Raw genomic sequence first — 24615 nt, 5'->3', positions numbered from 1 at the left:
GTACGCGGGCTCTCCGTCACGCTAGTTTGGCCAAGTCCGGGCAACCGGGCCTGCTGCCGGGTCGGCGGGACGTCACGTCTGTGGAGTTGGTGCCAGGCCGCGGATCGGGTACCCCGTAGATCGGGTACCCCGTCCTGCAGCGGTCGACATTGAAGCAGAAAGCGCCCTGCCGGGGAGGACCAAGCGTTCAGCCTAGCGGGGAGCGAAAACCAAACTTCACAAGGCTTCTACAAGTCGGGCCCCGGCGGCTGCCGGGGCCCGACCTGCTTCTGTCTACTGTGCCGCTCTCTGCTCGGCGTCCTCCACGGCGGCCTCTACTCGGCGTCGGCCGTCTTGGCCGCCGCCTTCTTGGCGGGCGCCTTCTTCGCCGCGGTCTTCGACGTCGTCGTCTTCTTCGCGGCGGCCTTCTTGGCCGGGGCGGCCTTCTTGGCGGTGATCTTCTTGGCGGTCGTCTTCTTCGCCGCGGCCTTCTTCGCCGTCTTCTTGGCGGGCCCCTTCGCCCGCTTCTCGGCGAGCAGCTCGAACCCGCGCTCCGGCGTGATCGCCTCGACGCTGTCGTCCGACCGCAGGGTCGCGTTCGTCTCGCCGTCGGTGACGTACGGGCCGAAGCGGCCGTCCTTGACCACGACCGGCTTGCCGCTGACCGGGTCCGCGCCGAGCTCCTTCAGCGGCGGCTTGGCCGCGGCCCGCCCACGCTGCTTGGGCTGGGCGTAGATCGCCAGCGCCTCCTCCAGCGTGATCGTGAAGAGCTGCTCCTCGGCCTGGAGGGAACGGGAGTCCGTGCCCTTCTTCAGGTACGGGCCGTAACGGCCGTTCTGCGCGGTGATCTCCTGGCCCTCGGCGTCGGTGCCGACGACGCGGGGCAGCGACATCAGCCTGAGCGCGTCCTCAAGGGTCACCGTGTCCAGCGACATCGACTTGAACAGCGAGGCCGTGCGCGGCTTGACCGCGTTCTTGCCGGTCTTCGGGGTGCCCTCGGGGAGCACCTCGGTGACGTACGGACCGTAGCGGCCGTCCTTGGCGACGATCTGGTGGCCGGTCGAGGGGTCGGCGCCCAGTTCGAAGTCACCGCTCGGCTTGGCGAGCAGTTCCTCCGCGAGCTCGACGCTCAGCTCGTCCGGAGCGAGGTCGTCCGGGATGTCCGCGCGCTGGTGGTTCCCGGAGTCCTTGTCGCCGCGCTCGATGTACGGGCCGTAGCGGCCGACCCGGAGCACGATGTCGCTGCCGACGGGGAAGGACGACACCTCGCGCGCGTCGATCGCGCCGAGGTCGGTGACCAGCTCCTTCAGGCCACCCAGGTGGTCCCCGTCGCCGTTGCCCGCCTCGGCGGCGCTGCCGTCGCCGTTCGCGCCTTCGCCGAAGTAGAACCGCTTCAGCCACGGCACGGACTGCGCCTCGCCGCGCGCGATGCGGTCGAGGTCGTCCTCCATCCTGGCGGTGAAGTCGTAGTCGACGAGCCGCCCGAAGTGCTTCTCCAGGAGGTTGACGACGGCGAAGGACAGGAAGGACGGCACCAGGGCCGTGCCCTTCTTGAACACATAGCCGCGGTCGAGGATCGTCCCGATGATCGACGCGTACGTCGACGGGCGGCCGATCTCGCGCTCTTCGAGCTCCTTGACCAGGCTGGCCTCGGTGTAACGGGCCGGGGGCTTGGTTGCGTGCCCGTCGACCGTGATCTCCTCGGCGCTCAGGGCGTCACCCTGGTTGACCTGGGGCAGCCGGCGCTCGCGGTCGTCGAGCTCGGCGTTCGGGTCGTCCGCGCCCTCGACGTACGCCTTCAGGAAGCCGTGGAACGTGATCGTCTTGCCGGACGCGCTGAACTCGACGTCCCGCCCGTCGGCAGCGGCGCCGCCGATCTTGACGGTGACGGAGTTCCCGGTCGCGTCCTTCATCTGCGAGGCGACCGTCCGCTTCCAGATCAGCTCGTAGAGCTTGAACTGGTCGCCGGTCAGCCCCGTCTCGGCGGGCGTGCGGAAACGATCGCCCGAGGGCCGGATCGCCTCGTGCGCCTCCTGCGCGTTCTTGACCTTCCCGGCGTACGTACGCGGCCGGTCCGGCAGGTAGTCGGCGCCGTACAGCTGCGTGACCTGGGCGCGGGCCGCCGAGACCGCGGTGTCGCTCAGCGTCGTGGAGTCCGTACGCATGTACGTGATGTAGCCGTTCTCGTACAGCTTCTGCGCGACCTGCATGGTCGCCTTCGCGCCGAAGCCGAGCTTGCGGCTGGCCTCCTGCTGGAGCGTCGTCGTACGGAACGGCGCGTACGGCGAGCGCCGGTACGGCTTGGACTCGACCGAGCGCACGGAGAACCGCGTGCTCTCCAGGGCGGCGGCCAGCGCGCGGGCGTTGGCCTCGTCCAGGTGCAGCGTGTTCGCGCTCTTGAGCCGGCCGAGCGAGTCGAAGTCACGGCCCTGGGCGACCCGCCGGCCGTCGACCGCGGTCAGCCGCGCGACCAGCGAGGACGGGTCGGACACATCGCCGGCGCGGCCGGTGCCGAAGGTGCCGGTCAGGTCCCAGTACTCGGCGGAGCGGAACGCCATGCGCTCCCGCTCCCGCTCCACGACGAGCCGAGTCGCCACGGACTGCACACGGCCCGCCGACAGCCGCGGCATGACCTTCTTCCACAGGACCGGCGAGACCTCGTAGCCGTAGAGGCGGTCGAGGATGCGGCGGGTCTCCTGGGCGTCGACCAGCTTCTTGTTGAGCTGGCGCGGGTTGGCGACGGCCTCGCGGATCGCGTCCTTGGTGATCTCGTGGAACACCATCCGCTTGACCGGGATCTTGGGCTTGAGGACTTCCTGGAGGTGCCAGGCGATGGCCTCGCCCTCGCGGTCCTCATCGGTGGCGAGGAAGAGCTCGTCCGATTCCTTCAGGAGGTCCTTGAGCTTCTTGACCTGGGCCTTTTTATCGGCGTTGACCACGTAGACGGGCTGGAAGTCGTGCTCGACGTCCACGCCGAGGCGGCGCACCTCGCCGGTGTACTGCTCGGGCACCTCCGCGGCGCCGTTCGGAAGGTCACGGATGTGCCCGACGCTCGCCTCGACGATGTAGCCGGGGCCGAGATAGCCCTTGATCGTCTTCGCCTTGGCAGGCGACTCGACAATGACGAGTCGGCGGCCGCCCTTCGCGGTCTCGCTGGTCGGGGACAACTTCGCTCTTCTCTCCGGTCGACGCTGGGGGCACCCCAGGGCTGGGGCCACGGGATGTGGCGCGCACGTACTGACGCTGCGGAGTGTGACGGTAAATCCCGCCCCCGTGTCAAATGACCGAAGTACACAACGGCCACTCGAACGGTCTCCCAATGTAACGGGTCAAGCCTCAGACTAACCTGGGGCCGGAATGAAGGCTCATCGGTTCTTCTCACCATCCGTAGCCTTCTTGTGGCAGTATGCACACGCGGGCCCGGCGTCAGGACACGAGGACAACGCTCGTGTGCCGGGTGTATCGCCGAGCATGGTTTCCGAGGGTAACTCGGGAGCGCCGCTTCCCGTCGGAGAGGCGGCAAGGGTGCCTCATCTGCTCGTATGCGCGGAGCCCGCGAGTCTGCTCCTCATGCCCGCGAGGGAAGCACGTATGCCCGGGAGCCTGCTGGGGGAAGCAGTCGTCTACGTGTGATGCGCTACTGGAGATCGTCCGGGCCGGCGTGCCGTTGGCCGTGCGCCGTCGTCAGAGTTGTGCGAAGCACCACGCCGCGAGCGCCAGTGCGCTCACGCCGGCGAGTGTCGCGACCACAGCGGAGACCTTGGGGTGCACTCCGTCGGCGACCGCCTCGTGGCGCCATACCCGGTGTCCGGTCCACAGGAGCAGCGACGATCCGAACAGTACGAACACGGTGCCCGTGAAGATCGCCGGTGCGGTTTCCATGTCTCTTCCATGTCCTGTGTGCTCGGATCCTCGGGCCAGAAAGCCTCACAGGCCCGGGAGACCGGAAGACGAACGCGTGGTGAACACCCCGGCCGTCGTGCACGAGACGGCCGGACGGACGCCGTCAGCCTCAGCCGGCGGGTTCGAGGAAGCCCTGTTCCACCAGCAGCCGGATCTGCGCCGGGGTCCGGTCGCGCAGCAACACCGGGTCCTCGCCGACCAGTTGAGCGATGGCGTCGAGGATCCGGCCCGCGCTGAGCGAGCCGTCGCACACCCCTGCGAAGCCCGCGCCGATCGTGTCCACCTTGGTGGCCCGGCGCATCCCGCGGTTCTGCCGCAGCACCACGTGCTCGGGGTCCTCGGCGCCCGGCAGCCCGACCTGCTCCTGGACGATCTCCTCGACGAGCCTGAAGTGCCCGGCGAGCAGGGCCGCGTCGTCGTGCTCGCGCAGGTAGTCGAGGCGCTCGAAGTGCGCGCGCACCGTGTCGCCGAGCGGCTGTTCGACCGGATGCGGCCACTCCTCCACGGTGATCGACGGCTCGGCGGCACCGGTCCTGCGCAGGGTGATCCAGCCGAACCCGACGGCCCTGACCTTGCGCGCCTCGAACTCGTCGAGCCACGCGTCGTACCGCGCCTGGTACTCGGCGGGGTCCGCGCGGTGGTCGCCCGCGTCGCGCAGCCACAGCTCGGCGTACTGCGTGACGTCCTGCACCTCGCGCTGCACGATCCAGGCGTCGCACCCGCGCGGCACCCAGGAGCGCAGCCGGTCCGGCCAGTCCTCGCCCTCCACGTGCTGCCAGTTGGCGAGGAACTGTGCGAACCCGCCCTCGTTCAGCCGCTCCCCCGCCTGCTGGACCAGCGCCCGGCACAGGTCGTCCCCGCCCATGCCGCCGTCGCGGTAGGTGAGCCGGGCGCCGGGAGAGATCACGAAGGGCGGGTTGGACACGATCAGGTCGTACGTCTCGCCCCGCACCGGCTCGAACAGCGAACCCTCGCGCAGGTCGGCCGCCGGTGCGCCGGACAACGCGAGCGTGAGCGCGGTGATGTGCAGCGCGCGCGGGTTCACGTCGGTCGCGGTCACCCGGGTGGCGTGGCGCGTGGCGTGCAGGGTCTGGATCCCTGATCCGGTGCCGAGGTCGAGCACGGAGGCGACCGGGTTCCGTACGGTGATTCCCGCAAGCGTGGTGGACGCCCCGCCCACTCCGAGTACGACACCTTCCCCATGGCTGCCGATGCCGCGGGCCCCGCCGACCGCACACCCCAGGTCGGACACGATGAACCAGTCCTCGCCACCGGGACCGCCGTACGGCCGTACGTCGACGGTGGCGGCGAGATCGTCCCCCGCGTCCGGAGCGGCGCGCACCAGCCAGCCGCTCTCCAGGCACGCGTCGACCGGCAGCGCGTCCGCCACGCGCGCGTGCGCCACGGGCTGCTGGAGCAGGAAGAGCCGTACGAGCGCCTCCAGCGGCGTGTCCCCGCGCGTCGCCCGCAGCGCCGGCACGGTCTCGCTGCGGGCCAGCGCCGCGTACGCGGGAGCGCCGAGCAGGTCGAGCAGGCCGTCGGCGGTGAAGCCGGCTCCGATCAGGGCGTCCCGGAGCCGGGCGGCGACGTCGGGGCGGTCGGTGGCGGGCAGGGGCGACAGGCTGGAGTTGCTCACGGTCCCATTGTGTCGGCTTCCGCGACATGGCGCGCACACCTGTGGACGGCATATGCCAAGGGTCCGGCACGCGCGCGTACCGGACCCTTGTGAGGTTGACGAACGATCGCCCTCCTCAGGCGCGCCACTTCACGAGGGGCGCCCTTTCACGCGGACGTCAGCCCTTGCCCGCCGAGGACGAGACGGCCGCGGTCTTGCAGCTCTGCTGCTGGGACATCGCCTTGCCCACGTCGCCCTCCTCCAGCTTGGCGAGCGCGTCGCTGCCGCTCCTGCTCAGCTTCTCCAGCTCCGTGGCGACGCCCTTGAGGCCGTCGGCGAACTTCGCCTGGTCCTTGGTGTCGAGGTCGTCCGACTTCTTCTTCAGTTCGGCGTAGGCGGTGGAGAGGGTGTTGAGCTCCTTGACCGCGTCCTGCATCTTCTTGTCGCCGTTCTCGACGTCCGGCGCCCCGGCCTTCTGGACGGCGGTCGCCATCGCCTTGTAGGCGTCGGAGATGTCCTGGAAGGCCTGGGAGTCCACCTTCTGCACGGCCTCCGGTGTGCTGTCGTCCGAGGTCTCCTGCTGGATCGCGGCGTTGGCGGCCGTGATCTTCTTCGTCTGCGGCTGCACGGCGTCGCAGACCTGCTTGGCCCAGGAGTTCAGCTGTTCGCTGTTGTCGTCGCTGCTGCTGCATCCCGACAGCGCCAGTACCAGTACCGCACCGCCGGACAGTGCGGCCGCGAGCTTCTTGTTCACCGGATTGGTCCCTTCCATGGCTCTCGGCCCGGAACATACACGCCGAACGGGTGACACCCCGATGTCATATGCCCGTTATCACACCATATGATCCATTTGCACGAAAGAGAGAAGGCTCACGGACAGGGCACACAAACGGCAGAACGGGCGGATGACGCGTCAACACGCGCCAACCGCCCGTCCGTTGGCCGGCGCGAAGCCGGCCCTCGTACCGCCGTCTACGAAACCACCGCGGGATCCACCGACTTGGCCGTCCGGTCGGTGTTGTCTTCGTCACCCACGGCGATACCGCGCCGCTTGGACATGTACACCGCGCCGACGATCACGCCGAGCGCGACCACCGCGATGAGCACACGGAGCACGATGCTCTTGTCCTCGCCGTAACTGAACTTCACGACCGCGGGCGCGATGAGCAGCGCCACCAGGTTCATCACCTTCAGCAGCGGGTTGATGGCGGGGCCCGCGGTGTCCTTGAACGGGTCGCCCACCGTGTCGCCGATCACGGTCGCCGCGTGGGCATCGCTGCCCTTGCCGCCGTGGTGGCCGTCCTCGACGAGCTTCTTGGCGTTGTCCCAGGCGCCGCCGGAGTTGGCGAGGAACACCGCCATGAGCGTGCCCGTGCCGATCGCACCCGCGAGATAGGCCCCGAGCGCGCCGACGCCGAGCGTGAACCCGATCGCGATGGGCGCCATCACGGCGAGCAGTCCCGGTGTGGCCAGCTCCCGCAGGGCGTCCTTGGTGCAGATGTCGACGACTCTGCCGTACTCGGGCGTCTCGGTGTAGTTCATGATCCCCGGCTTCTCGCGGAACTGCCGGCGGACCTCGTAGACGACCGCACCGGCGGACCGCGAGACCGCGTTGATCGCCAGCCCCGAGAAGAGGAAGACGACCGCGGCGCCCGCGATGAGCCCGACGAGGTTGTTGGGCTGTGAGATGTCCATCATCAGGTTCATCGGCGCGCCCGCGCCGGAGACCTTCTCGCCCACGTCGTTCGCGGCCGTGAGGATCGCGTCGCGGTACGACCCGAAGAGCGCCGAGGCCGCGAGTACGGCCGTGGCGATGGCGATGCCCTTGGTGATGGCCTTGGTCGTGTTGCCCACGGCGTCGAGGTCGGTGAGCACCTGCGCGCCCGCGCCCTGGACGTCGCCGGACATCTCGGCGATGCCCTGAGCGTTGTCGGAGACCGGTCCGAAGGTGTCCATGGCGACGATGACGCCGACCGTGGTGAGCAGACCGGTGCCGGCCAGCGCCACCGCGAACAGGGCGAGCATGATCGACGTACCGCCGAGCAGGAACGCCCCGTACACGCCGAGGCCGATCAGCAGGGCGGTGTAGACGGCCGATTCGAGGCCGATGGAGATACCGGCGAGGACGACGGTGGCCGGGCCGGTGAGCGAGGTCTTGCCGATGTCCCGCACGGGGCGTCGGGTGGTCTCGGTGAAGTAGCCGGTCAGCTGCTGGATCAGCGCGGCCAGCACGATGCCGATGGCCACCGCGACGAGCGCGAGGATCCGCGGATCGCCGCCCTTGCCGAGGATCGCCGCGTCCGTGACGCCCTTCAGGCCGGCGTACGACGACGGCAGATAGACGAAGACCGCGACCGCGACCAGCGCCAGCGAGATCACCGCGGAGATGAAGAAACCGCGGTTGATGGCACTCATGCCGCTCCGGTCGGCGCGCCGCGGGGCCACGGCGAAGATGCCGATCATCGCCGTGACCACACCGATCGCGGGCACGAGCAGCGGGAACGCCAGCCCCGCGTCACCGAACGCCGCCTTGCCGAGGATCAACGCGGCGACGAGGGTCACGGCGTACGACTCGAAGAGGTCGGCAGCCATGCCCGCGCAGTCGCCGACGTTGTCGCCCACGTTGTCGGCAATGGTCGCGGCATTGCGCGGGTCGTCCTCCGGAATGCCCTGCTCGACCTTGCCGACCAGGTCGGCGCCGACGTCGGCGGCCTTGGTGAAGATGCCGCCGCCGACCCGCATGAACATCGCGATGAGCGCCGCACCGAGACCGAAGCCCTCCAGGACCTTCGGCGCGTCGGCCGCGTACACCAGCACCACACAGGAGGCGCCCAGAAGACCGAGCCCCACCGTGAACATGCCGACGACGCCACCCGTGCGGAAAGCGATCTTCATGGCTTTGTGCGAGACGGCGGTGAGATCCTTTTCCGGCTCACCTTCCGCCGGGGTCGCTTCACGCGCCGCGGCGGCGACCCGCACATTGCTGCGTACGGCCAACCACATCCCGATATAACCGGTGGCCGCCGAGAACGCGGCGCCGATCAAGAAGAACACCGATCGGCCGGCGCGCTGATTCCAGTCGTCCGCGGGCAGCAGCATGAGCAGGAAGAACACCACGACGGCGAATACGCCGAGCGTGCGCAGCTGCCGGGCCAGATAGGCGTTGGCGCCTTCCTGGACCGCCGCCGCGATCTTCTTCATGCTGTCGGTGCCTTCGCCTGCCGCGAGCACCTGCCGCACCAGGACCCCGGCGACCACGAGCGCGGCCAGCGCGACGATCCCGATGACCATCACGATGAGGCGATTGTCGTTCGTCAGCACTGCGGCTGCGAAGGTTGTGGGGTGATCAAACTGCTGAGGGGTAAAAAGCCCCGCCATTCGTCCTCCTTGACGCTTGGGCTGAGCTCAAGATGTGGACGGATTCTAGGGAGGGGAACCTGATCAAAACAGTACGCGGTAAACGGAATTAGCTCCACCTGCCCGTCAGCAAATGATCGCCGGGGAGGCACAGAACCCGAAAGCGGTAATGCCTCAAAGGCGTTGACGCTTGATCAAATGACCGCCTGATTGATCGTGAATTCCTTCACTAATTCAGGCGCATCATCGGGAAGTCGTCGCAGAATGATCGGACAAAAGGAAAAGGGCCCTGCTCAGCAGGGCCCTTTGCAGAGACTCGAAGCCTCTCGCAGAGACTCGCAGGCGGAGACTCGAAGAGGGAGGTACGCCGGCGGGGCGTACGGGGAGGCGCGCGTCAGGGAACCGCGGCCGGCGGTGTGGTCGGCCAGCTCATACGGATCTTGCCGCCGTGCTCGTCCGCGGTGACCTCCACGTCGTCGACGAGGCCGCTGATGACCGCGAGGCCCATCTCGTCCTCCTCGGCCTCCACGTCCGCGTCCTCATGGGCTCCGTGCGTCGTGCCGCCCGGCACGGCGCGGGGAGCCTCATCACCGACCTCGATGGAGAACTGTTTCTCCTCCTCGATCAGCAGCACCCGCACCGGCGCCGAGATGCCGCTGCTCTGGTGCAGGCCGACGGCACGGGTGCAGGCCTCGCCGACGGCGAGCCGCACCTCGTCGAGGACGGCCTCGTCCACCCCGGCCTTGCGTGCGACGGAAGCGGCCACCAGTCGGGCGGTCCTGACATGTCCTGGGACCGCACTGAAACGGAGTTCAACGGTGGCCATGCATCCCCCTCGGAAACGGGCGTGCTGTCAGGGGGCCGGGCCGTCGTGAGCCCGGTCCCCCTCCTGTTGTCTCAGCCGTCATGGGCACACGGCCCACCGACGGTCAGTCCGTCGCCGCCACCGCTTCGTCGACCGAGGTGTGGATCGGGAACACCTTGGTGAGACCGGTGATGCGGAAGATCTTCAGAATGCGCTCCTGGTTGCACACCAGGCGCAGCGAGCCCTCATGGGCCCGGACACGCTTCAAGCCGCCTACCAGCACGCCGAGCCCGGTGGAGTCGAGGAAGTCGACACCCTCCATGTCGACGACGAGGTGGAAACTCCCGTCGTTCACCAGCTCGACCAGCTGCTCGCGCAGCTTGGGCGCGGTATATACGTCGATTTCACCACCGACCTCGACGACCGTACGATCGCCGACGGTACGGGTCGACAGGGACAGGTCCACGGATCCTCCAGCACCTTGCTAATCGAGCGGTCGTCCCTCAGGACACCTCGGCGGAGCCCCAGGACGGTTCGCCAGCCGCGATGGCATTCAATCACTTACCGGCAGGCGTGCACGACGCCTTGGGACCATTGTCCGTCACGCCGGTGACACACTCGGTGCCGATGGCCAAGAATCACCGAACCGATCGATCCCCGACGGACTCCGCCGCCCGCCCCGCGCCGAGGACGGTCCTGGACCGGCTCGCCTCCGCGCCGGGCAGGGCTTCGCGCATCACTCATACGGAGCACCTGCCCCCGCGTGAGGGCCGCCATGCCGTCTGGCCCGACCGGATCCGCGCGGAAGTCATCTCGGCCGTGCAGGCCAAGGGCATCGAACACCCTTGGGCCCATCAGGCACGCGCCGCCGAACACGCGCTGGACGGCGATTCGGTGGTCGTCGCCACCGGCACGGCCTCCGGCAAATCGCTCGCCTACCTCGTCCCCGTGCTCTCCGGTCTCCTGGACGGCTCCGAGGCACCCAACGGCCGCGGCGCCACCACCCTGTACCTGGCGCCGACGAAAGCACTCGCGGCGGATCAGTGCCGATCGGTGAAGGAAATTTCACATCCGCTGGGCACCGCGATCCGCCCCGCCGTCTACGACGGCGACACCCCTGTCGAGGAACGCGAGTGGATCCGCCAGTACGCCAACTACGTCCTCACCAACCCCGACATGCTGCACCGCGGGATCCTTCCGTCACACCCGCGCTGGTCCTCCTTCCTCAAGGCCCTGAAGTACGTCGTCATCGACGAGTGCCACACCTACCGCGGCGTCTTCGGCTCCCATGTCGCCCAGGTGCTGCGCCGTCTGCGCAGGCTGTGCACCCGGTACGGCGCCTCGCCCGTCTTCCTGCTGGCCTCGGCGACCGCCGCCGAGCCCTCGGTCGCCGCGTCCCGGCTCACCGGCCTGCCGGTGGTCGAGGTCGCGGACGACGCCTCCCCTCGTGGAGAACTGGTGTTCGCCCTCTGGGAGCCCCCGCTCACCGAGCTGCACGGCGAGAAGGGCGCGCCGGTGCGGCGTACGGCGACCGCGGAGACCGCGGATCTCCTGACCGACCTCGTCCTGCAGGGCGTCCGCTCGGTCGTCTTCGTCCGCTCCCGGCGCGGCGCCGAACTCATCTCGGTGATCACCCAGGAACGCCTCGCCTCCGTGACATCGGAGGCCGGCACCGCGGGCGACCGCTCGCTGGCCCGGCGCGTCGCCGCGTACCGCGGGGGCTACCTCGCGGAGGAACGCCGCGCCCTGGAGCGCGCCCTCCACTCCGGCGAACTCCTCGGCCTCGCCGCCACCACCGCCCTGGAGCTGGGCATCGACGTCTCCGGCCTGGACGCCGTGGTGATCGCCGGCTACCCGGGCACGCGGGCCTCCCTGTGGCAGCAGGCGGGCCGCGCCGGCCGCTCAGGAGAGGGCGCCCTGGCCGTCCTGGTCGCCCGCGACGACCCGCTGGACACGTTCCTCGTGCACCACCCCGAGGCGTTGTTCGACCAGCCGGTCGAGTCGACGGTCCTCGACCCGGACAACCCGTACGTCCTGGCCCCGCACCTGTGCGCGGCCGCCGCCGAGATCCCCCTGACGGACGACGACCTTCCGCTGTTCGGCCCCGCCGCCGAGGACCTGCTGCCGCAGCTGGAGGCCGCGAAGCTGCTCCGGCGCCGCACCAAGGCCTGGCACTGGACACGCCGCGAGCGGGCCGCCGACCTCACGGACATCCGCGGACAGGGCGGACGGCCCGTCCAGATCGTCGAGGCCGGCACCGGACGGCTCCTGGGCACGGTCGACGCGGGCGCCGCCCACACGACGGTCCACGAGGGCGCCGTGCACCTGCACCAGGGCCGTACGTACCTGGTGCGCGAACTGGACCTGGACGAGTCCGTGGCCCTGGTCCAGGAGGCCAACCCGCCCTATTCGACGGTCGCCCGCGACACGACGTCGATCTCGATACTGGAGACCGACATCGAAGTCCCGTGGGGCGACGGACGCCTGTGCTACGGCTCCGTCGAGGTCACCAACCAGGTCGTCTCCTTCCTGCGTCGAAAGCTGATCACCGGTGAAGTGCTCGGCGAGACGAAACTCGACCTCCCTCCTCGGACGCTGCGCACCCGTGCCGTGTGGTGGACGGTCACCGAGGACCAGCTCGACGCCGCCCGGATCAACCCGGAGATCCTCGGCGGCGCCCTCCACGCCGCCGAGCACGCGTCGATCGGCATGTTGCCGCTCTTCGCGACCTGCGACCGCTGGGACATCGGCGGCGTCTCGGTCCCGCTGCACCCCGACACGCTGCTGCCGACGGTCTTCGTCTACGACGGCCATCCGGGCGGCGCGGGCTTCGCCGAACGCGCCTTCCACACGGCCCGCTCCTGGCTCGCCGCCACCCGCGAGGCCATCGCCTCCTGCGAGTGCGACGCCGGCTGCCCGTCCTGCATCCAGTCCCCCAAGTGCGGCAACGGCAACGATCCACTGCACAAGCGAGGAGCCGTGCGGTTGCTCACGGAGCTGTTGCGGGAGGCACCGGCGGGCTGACCGCGCCGGGTCGGGCGCGGTCGGTGTGGGGCGCGTTCGGTACCGGGGCTTGGGGGGCCGTCGGCCCGGGTGCGACCGGCCCCGCCGGTCCGGCTCTCGATCTCGCTTCCGCGCTGAACGGTCCTTTCCCCGACGCAGCCGTGACGTCCGAGGTCTCGCCCTCGATCGCGCACCGCACAAGCCGGGTGCCTTGAGCCCGGGCGACCCGCTCCGCCATGCCGCATGCGGCGTCCGTACCCGTCGTCCAGTGGTCGGCAGCCGCGAGCGCCGCGAGATCGGCCGCCCCGGCCGCACGGTGCCGGATCACGACCGCCTGGCCCATGGCCAGCAGGGCCCCGAAGATCACACACAGCACAGCGATGGCACCCACGGCCCAGACGGTCGCGGATCCTCGGTCGGAGCGGTGATCCGCCCGGCGCGATCGTTTTCTTTCACTCTGCTGCCGTGGCTTCCGGTGCGCCCTGTCTCTGGTCCGTGCTTCGTGTCCTGTGTCCGTCACCCCCTGGCCCCCACCGTCTCCTCCGCCAGTGCCACAGCCTCATGGCTCAGGTCCAGGCTCAGGGCGTCCGGTCCCGGAGGGTTCGCTGCAACCATTACGTGCACCAGGTCGCCCTCGCGGCTCACGGTGACCCTCGCCCCGTCGGGCGCCAGCCGGCGAGCCATCGCTACGATCGCGCCGGGTGGGTCCTGGCGAGCCGCCGCCCGAGCACCCGCCCTCGCCGCGTCCACGCACTGGATCTGCGCGCACGCGGCGAGCAGCGCCCACACCAACGCCATCGCGAACAGCACCAGCACGGGCAGGGCCACCGCTGCCTCGGCGGTCACGAAGCCACGGTCACGCCCCCGCTCGACGGGCGCTGCCCGGGCGGCCGCTCTCCACGCCCCTCTGTCACCGCCGCCCCATCGCACGGCCCATCGCTCACGCCCCGCCATCAAGCGCCCGCTTCACGATGTCCTGCAACTCCGTCTGCACCTGCCCGCTGGTCACGACCTTGTAGAGCACCGCGGCGAAGGCGACCGCCGCGATGATCCCCACGGCGTACTCGGAGGTGACCATCCCCGCGTCCTTCGGCGCCTGGCGCACCCTGCGCACCAGGGCGCGCATCCGTCCTCGTACCGCGTCTACCGCCCGTACTGCCCTGCGCATCTCAACCCCCGTAAGGTTCCGTTCCGTTCATCCCATATGCTGCTGTTTGCACTGCTGTTTCTGCTGAATTTTCTGCTGTCACTTGTGTTGCTGTTTCTGCCGTCGCTTGTGCTGTCGTCGCCTGTCATCCCGTCATTCGCCGCCCCCTCCCAGCAGCCCGTCCGCGAGCCCGATCACCACCGGCAGCACCCCGATCGCGATGAACGCGGGCAGGAAGCACAGCCCCACGGGTGCGGTGACCATGACGGCGGCGCGGCGCGCCCGTTCGGTCGCGGCGCGGGCCCACGCGGCGCGGGCCTCGGCCGCCAGCCGGGCCACCGGGGCGGCGGCGGGCACGCCTGACTCGTCGGCGCGCTCCAGGAGCCGCGCCAAGGGGCCGGCACCGGGCAGTGCGGCCAACGCCCGCCAAGCCTCGGCCGGTTCGCCCCCTAGCCGCACCTGTGCCGCACCGTGGGCCAGCCGCTCCCCGACGGGCCCTCCCAGGGCTTCGCCCACGGCTCGGGCGGCCACGGCCGGGCCGGCTCCGGCGGCGATGCACGCTGCCAGCAGGTCGGCGGCGAGCGGGAGTTGACGCGCCACTCGGGCCGGGTCGTACTCCCTGTCCTCAGGCTTCTTCGCCGATCCGCTGCCCCGGTGGCGCTGCCGCCACCACCAGAAGCCGCAGCCTGCGGCCAGCCCCAGCACCAGTCCCATGAGGCCTCCCACCAGCACCCACCCGGCGCTCACCACCCCGGCGACCGGCAGCCACCGCCGCGCGGCATCCCGCACCACGTGCCGCCGCGCCGACGGCGCACCCTCCAGGAGCAGCACCGCGCCCAGCCGTCTGCGCAGCCTCCGTTCGCGCCGAACGGTGTCGAGGGACCGGACCAGCCACCACAGCCCCAGGGCCGCGCACACGAGTACCCCCAGCCTGTGGACAACGTCCGTACTCATGCCGCCTCCGCTCCCCGTACGATCCGCAGCGCCCACCACAGGCCGACGCCCTCCAGCACTCCGCCGACCAGCAGGCAGCCCAGGCCGGCGGCGCTGTGCAGCACCACGTGCAGCGGGTCGGCGCCCAGCGCGGTGCCCAGCAGCAGGCCAAGCACCGGCAGCCCGGCGAGCATCACGGCCGTGGACCGGGACCCCGCCAACTGGGCGCGCAGGTCAGCCCGTTGGTCCCGCTCGGCGCGCAGGGCACCTTCCAGCCGGTCGAGCCCGGCCGCGAGACCCGCGCCCCGGTCCACGGCCACTCGCCAGCACGCGGCGAGCCCCAGTAGTCCGTCGGCGCCCGGTTGCCGTGCCGCGCCCACGAGAGCGCCGGGCACGTCGCCGCCGAACCTCGCGGCCGCCAGCACCACCGACTGCGCCTCGCCGAGCCCGCCCGAGTCCCGGGCGGCCCGCAGCAGCGCCTCGCCCGGCTGTCGACCGGCGCGGACCTCTCCGGCGAGCGCCCCGCAGAGCGCGATCACGGCGTCACCGCGCCGCTCGCGCGCCCGCTGCGCCTCCCGGGCCCGGCGCAACCGGCGCAGCAACGGCACTCCGAGCGCACCAGCGAGCACCGGCAGCACGGACGCGCCCAGCACGCCGATCACGGCCCCGAGCACCGGCGCCCACCACTCGGCCGGCAGCCGCCGCACGCGCAGGGCCGCCCTCTCCCAGGGCGGCGGCCCCACCGCCCCGCCGCCGGCGAGCAGCAGCTGCGCCCGCCGCGCTCCGGTACCCGGTCCGCCCAGGAGCCAAGCCGCCGCCCCGGCACACGCCACAGCCGCCCCGGTCAGCCCCGACGACATCTCGTCGACCCCCGTCACAGCGCTCCGCTCCCTTCCCGGAGCAGCCCCCGCAGCCGCTCCCAGCCCCGCTCGTACGCGAACGCCTCGGCACCCCACCGCAGCGCGGGCACCGTCACCACCAGCCCCGAGGGGTCCCGCTCCAGCACGTGCACCTCGGCAATCCGGCGCCGCCCGTCCCGGTCCCGGACTAGATGGAGGACCACCGACAACGCGGCCGCCAACTGGCTGTGCAACGCCGCCCGGTCGAGCCCGGCGGCCGTGCCGAGCGCCTCCAGCCGGGCAGGCACCTGGGCCGCCGCATTGGCGTGCAGAGTCCCGCAGCCGCCTTCATGTCCCGTATTCAGGGCGGCCAGCAACGACACGACCTCGGGCCCGCGCACCTCGCCGACGACCAGCCGGTCGGGCCGCATCCGCAGCGCCTGCCGCACCAGGTCCTGGAGCTCGACGAGCCCCACGCCTTCCTGGTTGGCGGGTCTCCCCTCCAGCCGCACCACGTGCGGATGACCGGGCCGCAGCTCCGCCGAGTCCTCGGCCAGCACGATCCGCTCGCCCGGGTCGACCAGGCCCAGGAGCGCGCTCAACAGCGTCGTCTTGCCCGTGCCGGTGCCGCCGCTGATCACATACGAGAGGCGGGAGGTGATCAGGGCCCGTAGCACCCGGTCGCCGCCGGGCGGTACCGTCCCCGCCGCCACCAGTTCGTCGAGGGTGAACGCCCGCGGCCGTACGACCCTCAGGGACAGACAGGTCGAGCCCACGGCCACCGGCGGGAGCACCGCGTGCAGGCGTGTGCCGTCCGGGAGGCGTGCGTCGACCCACGGGCGCGCGTCGTCGAGCCTGCGGCCGGCCACCGCGGCCAGGCGCTGCGCGAGTCGTCGTACGGCTGCCGCGTCCGGGAAGGTGACCTTCGTCAGCTCCAGGCCACCGCCCCGGTCCACCCACACCCGGTCGGGCGCCGACACCAGGACGTCGGTGACTTCAGGGTCGGCGAGCAGCGGTTCCAGCGGTCCGCTGCCGATCAGTTCGGAGCGCAGCCGTTCGGCCGCGCCGAGGACTTCGGCGTCCCCGAGCACCCGTCCCCGCTCCCGCAACGCCTGTGCCACGCGCGCGGGTGTCGGTTCGGAGCCGCTCTCGGCGAGCCACTGCCGGACACCGTCCAGCAGCCCGCAGTCGGTACCCGCCGCCGGGTCCCAGTCGCCCTTCATGCGGCCTCACCTCCGGCCACCGCCCGCTCCCAGAAGGTCGTACAGAAACGTGCGAGTGGTCCGCGCGGGGCTCCTCCCGGGGGTGCAGCGCCGTCCAGAAGATCCGTCTCGGCGGGTACTTCGCCGGCCAGGGGCAGCCCTAGCAGCCGTGCCACCTCGCGGTCGTCCAGGCCCGGCGTGTAGGGCCCCCGCACGGCCACCCGCAGATCGCGCAGCACCATTCCGAAGGCGGACGCCACCCGCGCCGCCGCGGCGACCGCGCGCAGCTCGGCGGGGACCACCAGCAGGCCGAGGTCGATCTGGGCGAGGGCCTCCGCGACGCCTTCGTCGATCCGGCGCGGCAGGTCGACGACCACGGCGCCGCCGCGCCGCCGACCGGCGGCCAGGACCGCTCGCACGGCCTGCGGCGGGATGGCGACGGCGTCGCCGCGGTCCCAGCTGAGCACCCTGAGGGAGTGCAGTTCGGGCAACGACTCCTCCAGGGCTCCGCCGCCGACCCGGCCGCGCGAGGCGGCGAACGCCGGCCAGCGCAGTCCCTCGACGGCCTCGCCACCCAGGAGGACGTCGAGTCCGCCGCCCAGCGGATCCGCGTCCACCAGGAGGGTGCGCCTGCCCTGCCGCGCAGAGGTGACCGCCAACGCGCAGGCCAGGGTGGACGCTCCCGCACCGCCCCGGCCGCCGATCACCCCCACGGTCAGGGCGGGCCTGCCCACGCCCTCGGCCACGTCGGCGATGCGGTCGACGAGCCACTGCTCGCCGTCCGGCAGCATCAGTACGTGATCGGCGCCGATCTCGACGGCCCGCCGCCAGACCCCCGAGTCGTCCTGGTCCCGGCCGACCAGCACCACCCCTCGTCTGCGCGCGGCCCCTCGTACGCGTCGTGCCGCGTCGTCGCCGACGAGGACGAGCGGCGCCGCCTCCCACCGGCCCCTGCCCTCCGGCACCCCGTGGTGGACCTCCGGTCTGGCGCCCGCGGCCGCGCACAGGCGCAGCAGGTCGTCCAGCAGTTCCGCGTCCTCGGTGACGATCAACGGCCTGCCCTGCCGCCCCTCGGCGGCGGGCGGCACCTCGTTCGCGATGGCTCCCGCCACGATCTCCATCCCCCTTCGCTGTTTTCCTGTGCGGAGCCCGCGCGGCCCTCTGCGGCCCCGCGATTCCCGCCCGTGGTGAAGTCCCGTGTGAAGAACCGGCGGACCGGCCTCCATATGCAAGGCCGACAGGTGCCGGCCAAACGCACACCTGCAAACCGATCCGGCCATGAACTCGCCGCGAGCGGTGCGCGCTTGAATCACGGTGCAGCGATCCCGAAAATCGTGTGGATCTTGGTCGATAACTGTGGACAACACGGGGGTTGTGAATATCGCCGTCACCCATACAGGCGACCTCTGCGCGACTTCCGCAACGCAGTCTGACGGCTACGCACAGTGACGAATCATGTGCAGGAGCTGAGGAGTCGCCGTGCGGCCACGAGACGGCCGGGCGATCATGAAGAGAGGAGGAAAACCCACCCGGACATGCGACGACCCCCGCCGGGGGGGGAGAGCGGGGGTCGTCCCCACGGCCGACTCGGGGGGGGAGGAGTCGGACCGGGTTAGCACGGTCGCGAACGATCCGTGACTTCCATGGTGTACCCGAGAGCCCTCTCAGGCAAACCCACGCACCCCACACTAGCCCGAATGGTGGGCGCATATGCTCGGGCTCGTGGAAAACCACTCCTTGCCTCGCACAGCAGCCTTCTTTGACCTGGACAAGACGGTCATTGCGAAGTCGAGCACGCTCACGTTCAGCAAGTCGTTCTACCAAGGCGGCCTGATCAACCGCAGAGCCGTCTTGCGAACCGCATATGCCCAGTTCGTCTTCCTTGCCGGCGGCGCCGACCATGACCAGATGGAGCGCATGCGCGAGTACCTGTCCTCGCTGTGCCGCGGCTGGAACGTCCGGCAGGTGAAGGAGATCGTCGCCGAGACCCTTCACGATCTCATCGACCCGATCATCTACGACGAGGCCGCCTCCTTGATCGAGGAGCACCACACCGCCGGGCGCGACGTCGTCATCGTCTCCACGTCCGGCGCGGAGGTGGTCGAGCCCATCGGGGAACTTCTCGGCGCGGACCGCGTGGTGGCGACCCGCATGGTCGTGGGCGACGACGGCTGCTTCACGGGCGAGGTGGAGTACTACGCGTACGGCCCGACCAAGGCCGAGGCGATCAGGGAGCTGGCAGAGTCCGAGGGGTACGACCTGGCGCGCTGCTACGCCTACAGCGACTCCGCCACGGATCTGCCGATGCTGGAGGCCGTCGGTCACCCCCATGCGGTGAATCCGGACCGTCCACTGCGGCGGGAGGCCCTCGCGCGCGGGTGGCCGATTCTGGACTTCCACCACCCGGTACGGCTGAAGCAGCGGCTGTCGGCGCCACCGCGTCCCGCACTCGTCGCGGCCGCCGCCATAGGCGCCGCGGCGGCCACCGCCGGGCTCGTCTGGTACGCGAGCCGACGCCGGCTCGCCACCACATGATCCCCAGTAACCGCCCTGACGCCCCGTTTGCCGCCTGCTAACACCCTTTGAGACTAAAAGTAAAGAAGTGCAACCAGGGCTTCCGCTTGCCCCGGGGGCTGGAGTACAAAGGATTCAGCGGCCCGCGAGACCAAAGGACATCCGAAAGGATCACCTTTAATAACGCATTTTGGCCCCACGGACCGAGCATGAACATGGGGTACCCACGCGACGTCGACCCGTCGAATACGGGCCAGCCGCACCAGGTGACGGGCAACAGTTCCCGGCCTGATGGGCAATATTTCGAGGACGCCTGGTAACCCGGTGAACATGCCAGCGGCGGTACGAGCACTCGTACCGCCGCAACCTCGTAAAGGCCCCCTCCAGGAGGGCCTTTTCTCCTGCCCGGGGAGCTATGCCGCCCCGCGCTGCAGCGCCTCGCACACGGCCGTCGACTCACGGGCTCCGAGTTCCACGGCCCTGCCGCAGTGGGCGATCCAGGCAGCCATGCCCTCCGGGGTGCCAGAGACGTAGCCCTCCAGGGCCGCTACGTAGGCGGCGCGGCCGAGTTCCGCGTGGCCGACCTCCGCCGGGCAGACGGACTTGGGGTCGAGTCCGCTGCCGACCAGGACGATGCGCTCGGCCGTGCGCGCGACGAGACCGTTGTGGGAGCCGAAGGGGCGCAGGGCGAGCAGTTCGCCGTGGACGACGGCCGCGGTCACCAGGGCGGGGGCCGAGCTCCCCGCGTTGATCAGCTCGGAGAGCCCTTCGAGGCGGCCGGAGACCTCGGCGGCGTCCGGCAGCGGCAGTTCGACCAGCGGTTCGTCGACCGGTTCGCCGTCCTGACGCGGACGCCCCACGCGCGCGTTGTCGTCGGCCGCCGCCACCAGGTGCAGCCGGGCCAGTACCCGAAGGGGCGACTGCCGCCAGATGGACAGCAGTTGGCCCGCCTCGGCGGTCAGCCTGAGGGCGGCACCCATCACCCGGCCCTCGTCGTCACCCCTGAAATCCGTGCGGCGGCGCACCTCTTCGAGGGCCCAGTCGGCACCGGACAGCGCGGCGGAACCGCGCGCTCCGCGCAGTGCCGCTTCGGAGGTGATCTCGTTGCTGCGGCGGCGCATGATGCGGTGCCCGTAGACACGGTCCACGGCCTTGCGCACGGACTCCACGGACTCGGCCACCCCGGAGAGCTCCCCCAGGGCGGCGAGCGGATCGGCGGTCGCGCCTGTCGTACTCATGAGTACGACACTACGCGCCCCCGCCGGGCCGGAAGCTACTGGTTGGCCGCAGAGGCTCCGGGTACGCCCTTAGGAGCGGGGGCGGCTCCGTCCGCGAGGAAGGCGGTCCAGCCCCGCCTCGGGGCCTCGCCTACCTCGAGGGTGCGCAGCCTGTCCAGGGTCTCGGGGTCCTGGGCGTCCAGCCAGTCGGCGAGCTGCCTGAAGGAGACGCAGCGCACCTCGGCCTTCGTGCAGACGGCCTCGATGGTCTCCTCGACGGCGCGCATGTAGGCACCGCCGTTCCAGGACTCGAAGTGGTTGCCGATGATCAGGGGCGCGCGGTTGCCGTGGAAGGCGCGCTCGAAGCCCTTGAGCAGGCCGTCACGGTACTGGTTGCCCCAGTAGGCATGCCTGTCCGGGTCGCCGGCGTGTGCCCCGGACTGGTTCGCGTAGAAGTTGTAGTCCATCGTCAGCGTCTCGAAATCGCGGCCGGGGATGGGGACCATCTGCATCGACAGCTCCCACAGGCCGCCCTTCCTGCTGGGCCAGACCTGCTCGGTGTCGCCGCTGGAGTCGTAGCGGAAGCCCAGCTCACGGGCCGCCCGCATGAAGTTCCGCTGCCCGTCCAGGCAGGGTGTGCGGCCTCCGACCAGTTCCCTGTCGTAGTCGAAGGGCAGCGGCTCCGCCTCCGTCAGGCCCGTGTTGGTCTTCCAGGACTTCACGAACGCCTTCGCCTGGGCGATCTCGCTCTTCCAGTCGTTCACCGACCACTCGTCGACCCCGCCCTCGGGGTCGCAGAAGTGGCCGTTGAAGTGGGTCCCGATCTCGTTGCCCTCCAGCCATGCGCCCCGCAGTTGGGCCACGGTGTCCCGGATGCCGCGGATGTCGTTGAAGCCGACGTCCGAGCTGCCCGGCGCATGGTGCGGCGGCCGGTACAGCTCGCGCTTTCCGCCCGGCAGCATGTACACGCCGCTCAGGAAGTACGTCATCGTCGCGTTGTTGGCCCTGGCCACCTTGCGGAAGCGGGAGAACAGCCGCTGACTGTCCTCGCCCGCGCCGTCCCACGAGAAGACCACGAACTGCGGCGGCTTCTGGCCCGGTGCGAGCCGCTCCGGTCCGGGCCGGCCGGGCCGACCCGGTTGTGGGCCGGTGTACGCGGTGGAGCCGTCACCGATCAGGCGCATGCCGCTCTTGGGTGCCGGCGCCGGGACGGCCCTCTTCGGGCCGTGCGCGCCTTCCCTGGGAACCGTGCCATCGGTGCGGGTGCCGGTGTCGCCGGTCACGCAACCGGCGAGTGCCGCGGAGCAGGCCGCGACGAGTGCGACACCCGCGGCGATCCTGTGGGTGGCAACCATCGTCGACCCACCTTCTTCCTTCAGTCAGGGCAACGCCGACCGGGGAGTTCTGCCGCGCCACCCGAAAAGGCGCGCCCACTCCCTCAGGTGGGGACAAAGTCGCACGACCGCGGAAAAGAATTTGTATGACAAGCCGATGAAAATCCACATTCACTCGACAGAGTGATCTACTCACCCATTTGCCGCTTTTGGACCCACACTTCCTTTACTCTGCATTACGATTCGTTTACTGATTGTTGAGATATCCCGCCGCTGCACGCCGTGACCCACGGCCGCGACCCGACCCCGCCAGAGAGCGGGGACCACCTGTTCCGCGACCGCGCCGCCCCGGAGGAGACGGGAACCATGTCAGCCTGCGTCCCCACCCGCGCCGAAGACCCGACTCGGGCCAAGCGCGCCCATCCGCCCCACAGCCCACCGCCGGCCCCGCGCCGTCCGTTCCGCGTCGCGAGCGCCGATCTCTCCGCTTCACTCGCGGTCTTCCTGATCGCCCTCCCCCTGTCCCTCGGCATCGCCCTCGCGACGGGCGCGCCCCTCCAGGCCGGCCTGGTCGCCGCTGCCGTCGGCGGTCTCGTCGCCGGACGTCTCGGCGGCTCACCGCTCCAGGTCAGCGGTCCCGCAGCCGGACTCACCGTCGTCACCGCCGACCTCATCCAGCAGTACGGCTGGCGGGCCACCTGCGCCATCACCATCGTCGCCGGGCTCTCCCAGCTCGGCCTGGGCTGCCTGCGCGTGGCCCGCACGGCGCTCGCCGTCAGCCCCGCGATCGTGCACGGCATGCTCGCCGGCATCGGCATCACCATCGCCGTCGCCCAGCTGCACATCGTGCTCGGCGGCACCCCGCAGAGCGCCGTCCTCGACAACCTCCGCTCACTGCCCGCCCAGCTGGCGCAGCTGCGTCCGGCCGCCCTGTCGATGAGCGCGCTGACCCTCGCCGTGCTGCTCACATGGCCCCGGCTTCCCGGGCGCGCCGGGAAGGCGCTGCGCCGGATCCCGGCCGCGCTCGTCGCCGTCACCATGGCCACCGCGGCCGCCTCCTTCGCCGGGCTGAGCCTGCCCAAGGTCGACCTGCCCTCGTGGAGCAGCCACGCCCTGGCCGGAATGCCCGAAGGGCCGGCGCTCGGCCTGGTCGCCGCGGTGCTCACCATCACGCTGGTGTGCAGCGTGCAGTCGTTGCTCGGTGCCGTCGCCGTGGACAAGCTGGCGGCGGGGCGGCCGGGCGTGTTCCGTTCGGACCTGGACCGTGAGCTGCTCGGGCAGGGTGCGGCCAACGTCGTCTCGGGAGCGCTCGGCGGGCTGCCCATCGCCGGGGTCGCCGTGCGGAGCTCGGCGAACGTCCAGTCCGGCGCCGTGAGCCGGAACTCCACGATGCTGCACGGCGTTTGGGTAGTAGTAGCCGCGCTGCTGATGGTCCCCGTCCTTGAGCTGATCCCCCTCGCATCGCTCGCCGCCCTGGTGATGGCCGTCGGCATCCAGATGGTGTCCCTGCACCACATCCGCACGGTCACCCGCCACCGAGAAGTGCTGGTGTACGCCGTCACCACGCTCGGCGTCGTCCTCCTGGGCGTCCTGGAGGGCGTGACCCTGGGCGTCGCCGTGGCCGTCGGCGTCTCCCTGCACCGCCTCGCCCGCACGCGCATCACACACGACGAGCGAGAGGGAGTCCATTACGTACATGTACGCGGCCAGTTGACGTTCCTCGCGGTGCCCCGGCTCAGCCGGGCCCTCCACCTGGTGCCGCACGGGACCGAAGCCGTCGTGGAGCTGGACGGTTCGTTCATGGACCACGCGGCGTTCGAGACACTGCAGGACTGGCAGAACACACACACCGCGCAGGGTGGTTCCGTCGAGCTCACCGGGCGCGCAGGCACCCGTATCGCGGAACCCGCCGAGGTCTCCGGATGCCGGTGCCGCCCCTGGACGCCCTGGCGCAACCACCACTGCGAGGACCCGGGGACCGTGGCGCCGGGTGACCAGTCGGGTGAGGACACCGGCGGTTCCGGCGGGCCCAGCGGGCACCAGCTGGTGCGCGGCATCAGCGCGTTCCAGCGGAACACCGCTCCGCTGGTGCGCGGTGAGCTGGCCCGGCTCGCGCGCGAAGGGCAGCGGCCCGTGCAGCTGTTCCTCACCTGCGCGGACTCACGGCTGGTCACGTCGATGATCACCTCCAGTGGCCCCGGCGATCTCTTCGTCGTCCGCAATGTGGGGAACCTCGTCCCCCTGCCCGGCGAGGAGAGCGGGGACGACTCGGTGGCCGCGGCGATCGAGTACGCGGTGGACGTACTGAAGGTGCGGTCCATCACGGTGTGCGGGCACTCCGGCTGCGGAGCGATGCAGGCGCTGCTGAACACGGAGCCCGGCGGCACCCGGACGCCGCTCAAGCGGTGGCTGCGGCACGGGCTGCCCAGCCTGGAGCGTGCATCGGACATGGGCCGGCCCGGCGCGCGGCTGGCGGGTCGGGCACCGGCCGACGCGGTCGAGCAGCTCTGCCTGACCAATGTGGTCCAGCAGTTGGAGCACCTCCGGGCACACGAATCCGTGGCGCAGGCCCTGAAGGAGCGGGCGCTGGAGCTGCACGGGATGTACTTCCACGTGGGCGAGGCCCAGGCGTATCTGCTGACCGGCACGGACGGGGCCGAGGTGTTCGACCATGTGGGCGCGTCCGAGAAAGCGAGCGTGGTGGAGGACCTGCACCGTTCCGCATGACCCCAGGAGGACGCCCCGAGGAGATTCCACATGGCCCCAG

Annotated in this window: 19 protein-coding genes; 3 read left to right on the top strand and 16 right to left on the bottom strand. The window is 70.7% G+C overall.

Annotation, left to right across the window (positions count from 1 at the left end; genetic code table 11):
- Positions 1–314: 314 nt before the first annotated feature.
- The 7 genes from topA to bldG form a co-directional block, all read right to left on the bottom strand.
- Entirely contained in the window at positions 315–3146 is a 2832-nt protein-coding gene (gene topA, locus FPZ41_RS03555; RefSeq protein ID WP_152858988.1) for a type I DNA topoisomerase, read from the bottom strand.
- A 517-nt stretch (positions 3147–3663) separates the two neighbouring features.
- Positions 3664–3861: a hypothetical protein gene (locus tag FPZ41_RS03550; RefSeq protein ID WP_131558646.1), complete on the bottom strand. Its 198-nt coding sequence runs from the start codon at positions 3859–3861 to the stop codon at positions 3664–3666.
- A gap of 130 nt (positions 3862–3991) precedes the next feature.
- Positions 3992–5518 carry a class I SAM-dependent methyltransferase gene (locus FPZ41_RS03545; protein ID WP_322619783.1) on the bottom strand — a complete coding sequence of 509 codons (1527 nt, stop codon included), beginning with the start codon at positions 5516–5518 and terminating at the stop codon, positions 3992–3994.
- Between the two features lie 157 nt (positions 5519–5675).
- Positions 5676–6269, bottom strand: a complete 594-nt coding sequence (locus tag FPZ41_RS03540) for a small secreted protein (protein WP_152858986.1) — start codon at positions 6267–6269, stop codon at positions 5676–5678.
- 200 nt (positions 6270–6469) lie between these two features.
- Positions 6470–8875, bottom strand: a complete 2406-nt coding sequence (locus tag FPZ41_RS03535) for a sodium-translocating pyrophosphatase (protein ID WP_152858984.1) — start codon at positions 8873–8875, stop codon at positions 6470–6472.
- 373 nt (positions 8876–9248) lie between these two features.
- Entirely contained in the window at positions 9249–9680 is a 432-nt protein-coding gene (locus tag FPZ41_RS03530) for an ATP-binding protein (RefSeq protein WP_131558639.1), read from the bottom strand.
- A gap of 103 nt (positions 9681–9783) precedes the next feature.
- Complete coding sequence (gene bldG / locus FPZ41_RS03525; protein WP_005475923.1) at positions 9784–10125, bottom strand: anti-sigma factor antagonist BldG; 342 nt, start codon at positions 10123–10125, stop codon at positions 9784–9786.
- An 80-nt stretch (positions 10126–10205) separates the two neighbouring features.
- On the opposite strand from bldG, the gene FPZ41_RS03520 reads away from it, so the two are divergent.
- Entirely contained in the window at positions 10206–12683 is a 2478-nt protein-coding gene (locus tag FPZ41_RS03520) for a DEAD/DEAH box helicase (RefSeq protein WP_152858982.1), read from the top strand.
- On the opposite strand, the gene FPZ41_RS03515 is transcribed toward FPZ41_RS03520, so the two are convergent.
- From FPZ41_RS03515 to ssd, 7 genes are all read right to left on the bottom strand, one after another.
- The gene (locus tag FPZ41_RS03515) at positions 12649–13053 is read right to left on the bottom strand and encodes an Rv3654c family TadE-like protein (RefSeq protein WP_407698745.1); all 405 of its coding nucleotides are present in this window, start codon (positions 13051–13053) and stop codon (positions 12649–12651) included. The two genes, FPZ41_RS03520 and FPZ41_RS03515, sit on opposite strands and share 35 nt — an antisense overlap.
- Before the next feature lie 125 nt (positions 13054–13178).
- Entirely contained in the window at positions 13179–13616 is a 438-nt protein-coding gene (locus tag FPZ41_RS03510; protein WP_152858980.1) for a TadE family type IV pilus minor pilin, read from the bottom strand.
- Entirely contained in the window at positions 13603–13830 is a 228-nt protein-coding gene (locus tag FPZ41_RS03505) for a DUF4244 domain-containing protein (protein ID WP_152858978.1), read from the bottom strand. Before FPZ41_RS03505 ends, FPZ41_RS03510 begins: the two co-directional genes overlap by 14 nt.
- Positions 13831–13962: 132 nt before the next feature.
- Positions 13963–14763: a type II secretion system F family protein gene (locus FPZ41_RS03500; protein ID WP_152858976.1), complete on the bottom strand. Its 801-nt coding sequence runs from the start codon at positions 14761–14763 to the stop codon at positions 13963–13965.
- A complete protein-coding gene (locus FPZ41_RS03495) occupies positions 14760–15602 on the bottom strand; it encodes a type II secretion system F family protein (RefSeq protein ID WP_152859076.1) in 843 nt (280 codons plus the stop codon). The genes FPZ41_RS03500 and FPZ41_RS03495 overlap by 4 nt, the downstream gene beginning before the upstream one ends.
- Before the next feature lie 14 nt (positions 15603–15616).
- A complete protein-coding gene (locus tag FPZ41_RS03490; RefSeq protein ID WP_152858974.1) occupies positions 15617–16804 on the bottom strand; it encodes a TadA family conjugal transfer-associated ATPase in 1188 nt (395 codons plus the stop codon).
- Positions 16801–17904 (bottom strand): septum site-determining protein Ssd, encoded by a 1104-nt coding sequence (gene ssd, locus FPZ41_RS03485; RefSeq protein WP_152858972.1) that lies wholly within the window; start codon positions 17902–17904, stop codon positions 16801–16803. Before ssd ends, FPZ41_RS03490 begins: the two co-directional genes overlap by 4 nt.
- 589 nt (positions 17905–18493) lie before the next feature.
- Here ssd and FPZ41_RS03480 point away from each other — a divergent pair.
- On the top strand, positions 18494–19318 hold the full coding sequence (locus FPZ41_RS03480) for an HAD family hydrolase (RefSeq protein ID WP_131558624.1): 825 nt from the start codon (positions 18494–18496) through the stop codon (positions 19316–19318).
- A 392-nt stretch (positions 19319–19710) separates the two neighbouring features.
- On the opposite strand, the gene FPZ41_RS03475 is transcribed toward FPZ41_RS03480, so the two are convergent.
- Both FPZ41_RS03475 and FPZ41_RS03470 read right to left on the bottom strand, forming a co-directional pair.
- The gene (locus FPZ41_RS03475; RefSeq protein ID WP_152858970.1) at positions 19711–20535 is read right to left on the bottom strand and encodes a Fic family protein; all 825 of its coding nucleotides are present in this window, start codon (positions 20533–20535) and stop codon (positions 19711–19713) included.
- Positions 20536–20570: 35 nt separating this feature from the next.
- Positions 20571–21869 carry a polysaccharide deacetylase family protein gene (locus FPZ41_RS03470; RefSeq protein ID WP_152858968.1) on the bottom strand — a complete coding sequence of 433 codons (1299 nt, stop codon included), beginning with the start codon at positions 21867–21869 and terminating at the stop codon, positions 20571–20573.
- A gap of 345 nt (positions 21870–22214) precedes the next feature.
- Between FPZ41_RS03470 and FPZ41_RS03465 the strand changes: the two genes are divergently transcribed.
- Positions 22215–24575: a SulP family inorganic anion transporter gene (locus tag FPZ41_RS03465; protein WP_152858966.1), complete on the top strand. Its 2361-nt coding sequence runs from the start codon at positions 22215–22217 to the stop codon at positions 24573–24575.
- Positions 24576–24615: the final 40 nt, after the last annotated feature.

The organism is Streptomyces acidicola (genome assembly GCF_009377235.1).
Classification (GTDB): Bacteria; Actinomycetota; Actinomycetes; order Streptomycetales; family Streptomycetaceae; genus Streptomyces; species Streptomyces acidicola.
Note: the sequence above shows the minus strand (reverse complement) of the source record. Positions and strands in the feature narration are given on the sequence as shown.

Excerpts from the sequence above, each read along its gene's own strand:
- FPZ41_RS03505 (WP_152858978.1), bottom strand. The coding sequence starts at position 13,830 with ATGCGCAGGGCAGTACGGGCGGTAGACGCGGTACGAGGACGGATGCGC.
- FPZ41_RS03500 (WP_152858976.1), bottom strand. The coding sequence starts at position 14,763 with ATGAGTACGGACGTTGTCCACAGGCTGGGGGTACTCGTGTGCGCGGCC.
- FPZ41_RS03465 (WP_152858966.1), top strand. The coding sequence starts at position 22,215 with ATGTCAGCCTGCGTCCCCACCCGCGCCGAAGACCCGACTCGGGCCAAG.
- FPZ41_RS03540 (WP_152858986.1), bottom strand. The coding sequence starts at position 6,269 with ATGGAAGGGACCAATCCGGTGAACAAGAAGCTCGCGGCCGCACTGTCC.
- FPZ41_RS03510 (WP_152858980.1), bottom strand. The coding sequence starts at position 13,616 with ATGGCGGGGCGTGAGCGATGGGCCGTGCGATGGGGCGGCGGTGACAGA.
- FPZ41_RS03475 (WP_152858970.1), bottom strand. The coding sequence starts at position 20,535 with ATGAGTACGACAGGCGCGACCGCCGATCCGCTCGCCGCCCTGGGGGAG.
- FPZ41_RS03530 (WP_131558639.1), bottom strand. The coding sequence starts at position 9,680 with ATGGCCACCGTTGAACTCCGTTTCAGTGCGGTCCCAGGACATGTCAGG.
- FPZ41_RS03520 (WP_152858982.1), top strand. The coding sequence starts at position 10,206 with ATGGCATTCAATCACTTACCGGCAGGCGTGCACGACGCCTTGGGACCA.
- FPZ41_RS03470 (WP_152858968.1), bottom strand. The coding sequence starts at position 21,869 with ATGGTTGCCACCCACAGGATCGCCGCGGGTGTCGCACTCGTCGCGGCC.
- FPZ41_RS03550 (WP_131558646.1), bottom strand. The coding sequence starts at position 3,861 with ATGGAAACCGCACCGGCGATCTTCACGGGCACCGTGTTCGTACTGTTC.
- FPZ41_RS03535 (WP_152858984.1), bottom strand. The coding sequence starts at position 8,875 with ATGGCGGGGCTTTTTACCCCTCAGCAGTTTGATCACCCCACAACCTTC.
- FPZ41_RS03490 (WP_152858974.1), bottom strand. The coding sequence starts at position 16,804 with ATGAAGGGCGACTGGGACCCGGCGGCGGGTACCGACTGCGGGCTGCTG.
- FPZ41_RS03495 (WP_152859076.1), bottom strand. The coding sequence starts at position 15,602 with ATGTCGTCGGGGCTGACCGGGGCGGCTGTGGCGTGTGCCGGGGCGGCG.
- ssd (WP_152858972.1), bottom strand. The coding sequence starts at position 17,904 with ATGGAGATCGTGGCGGGAGCCATCGCGAACGAGGTGCCGCCCGCCGCC.
- FPZ41_RS03480 (WP_131558624.1), top strand. The coding sequence starts at position 18,494 with ATGCTCGGGCTCGTGGAAAACCACTCCTTGCCTCGCACAGCAGCCTTC.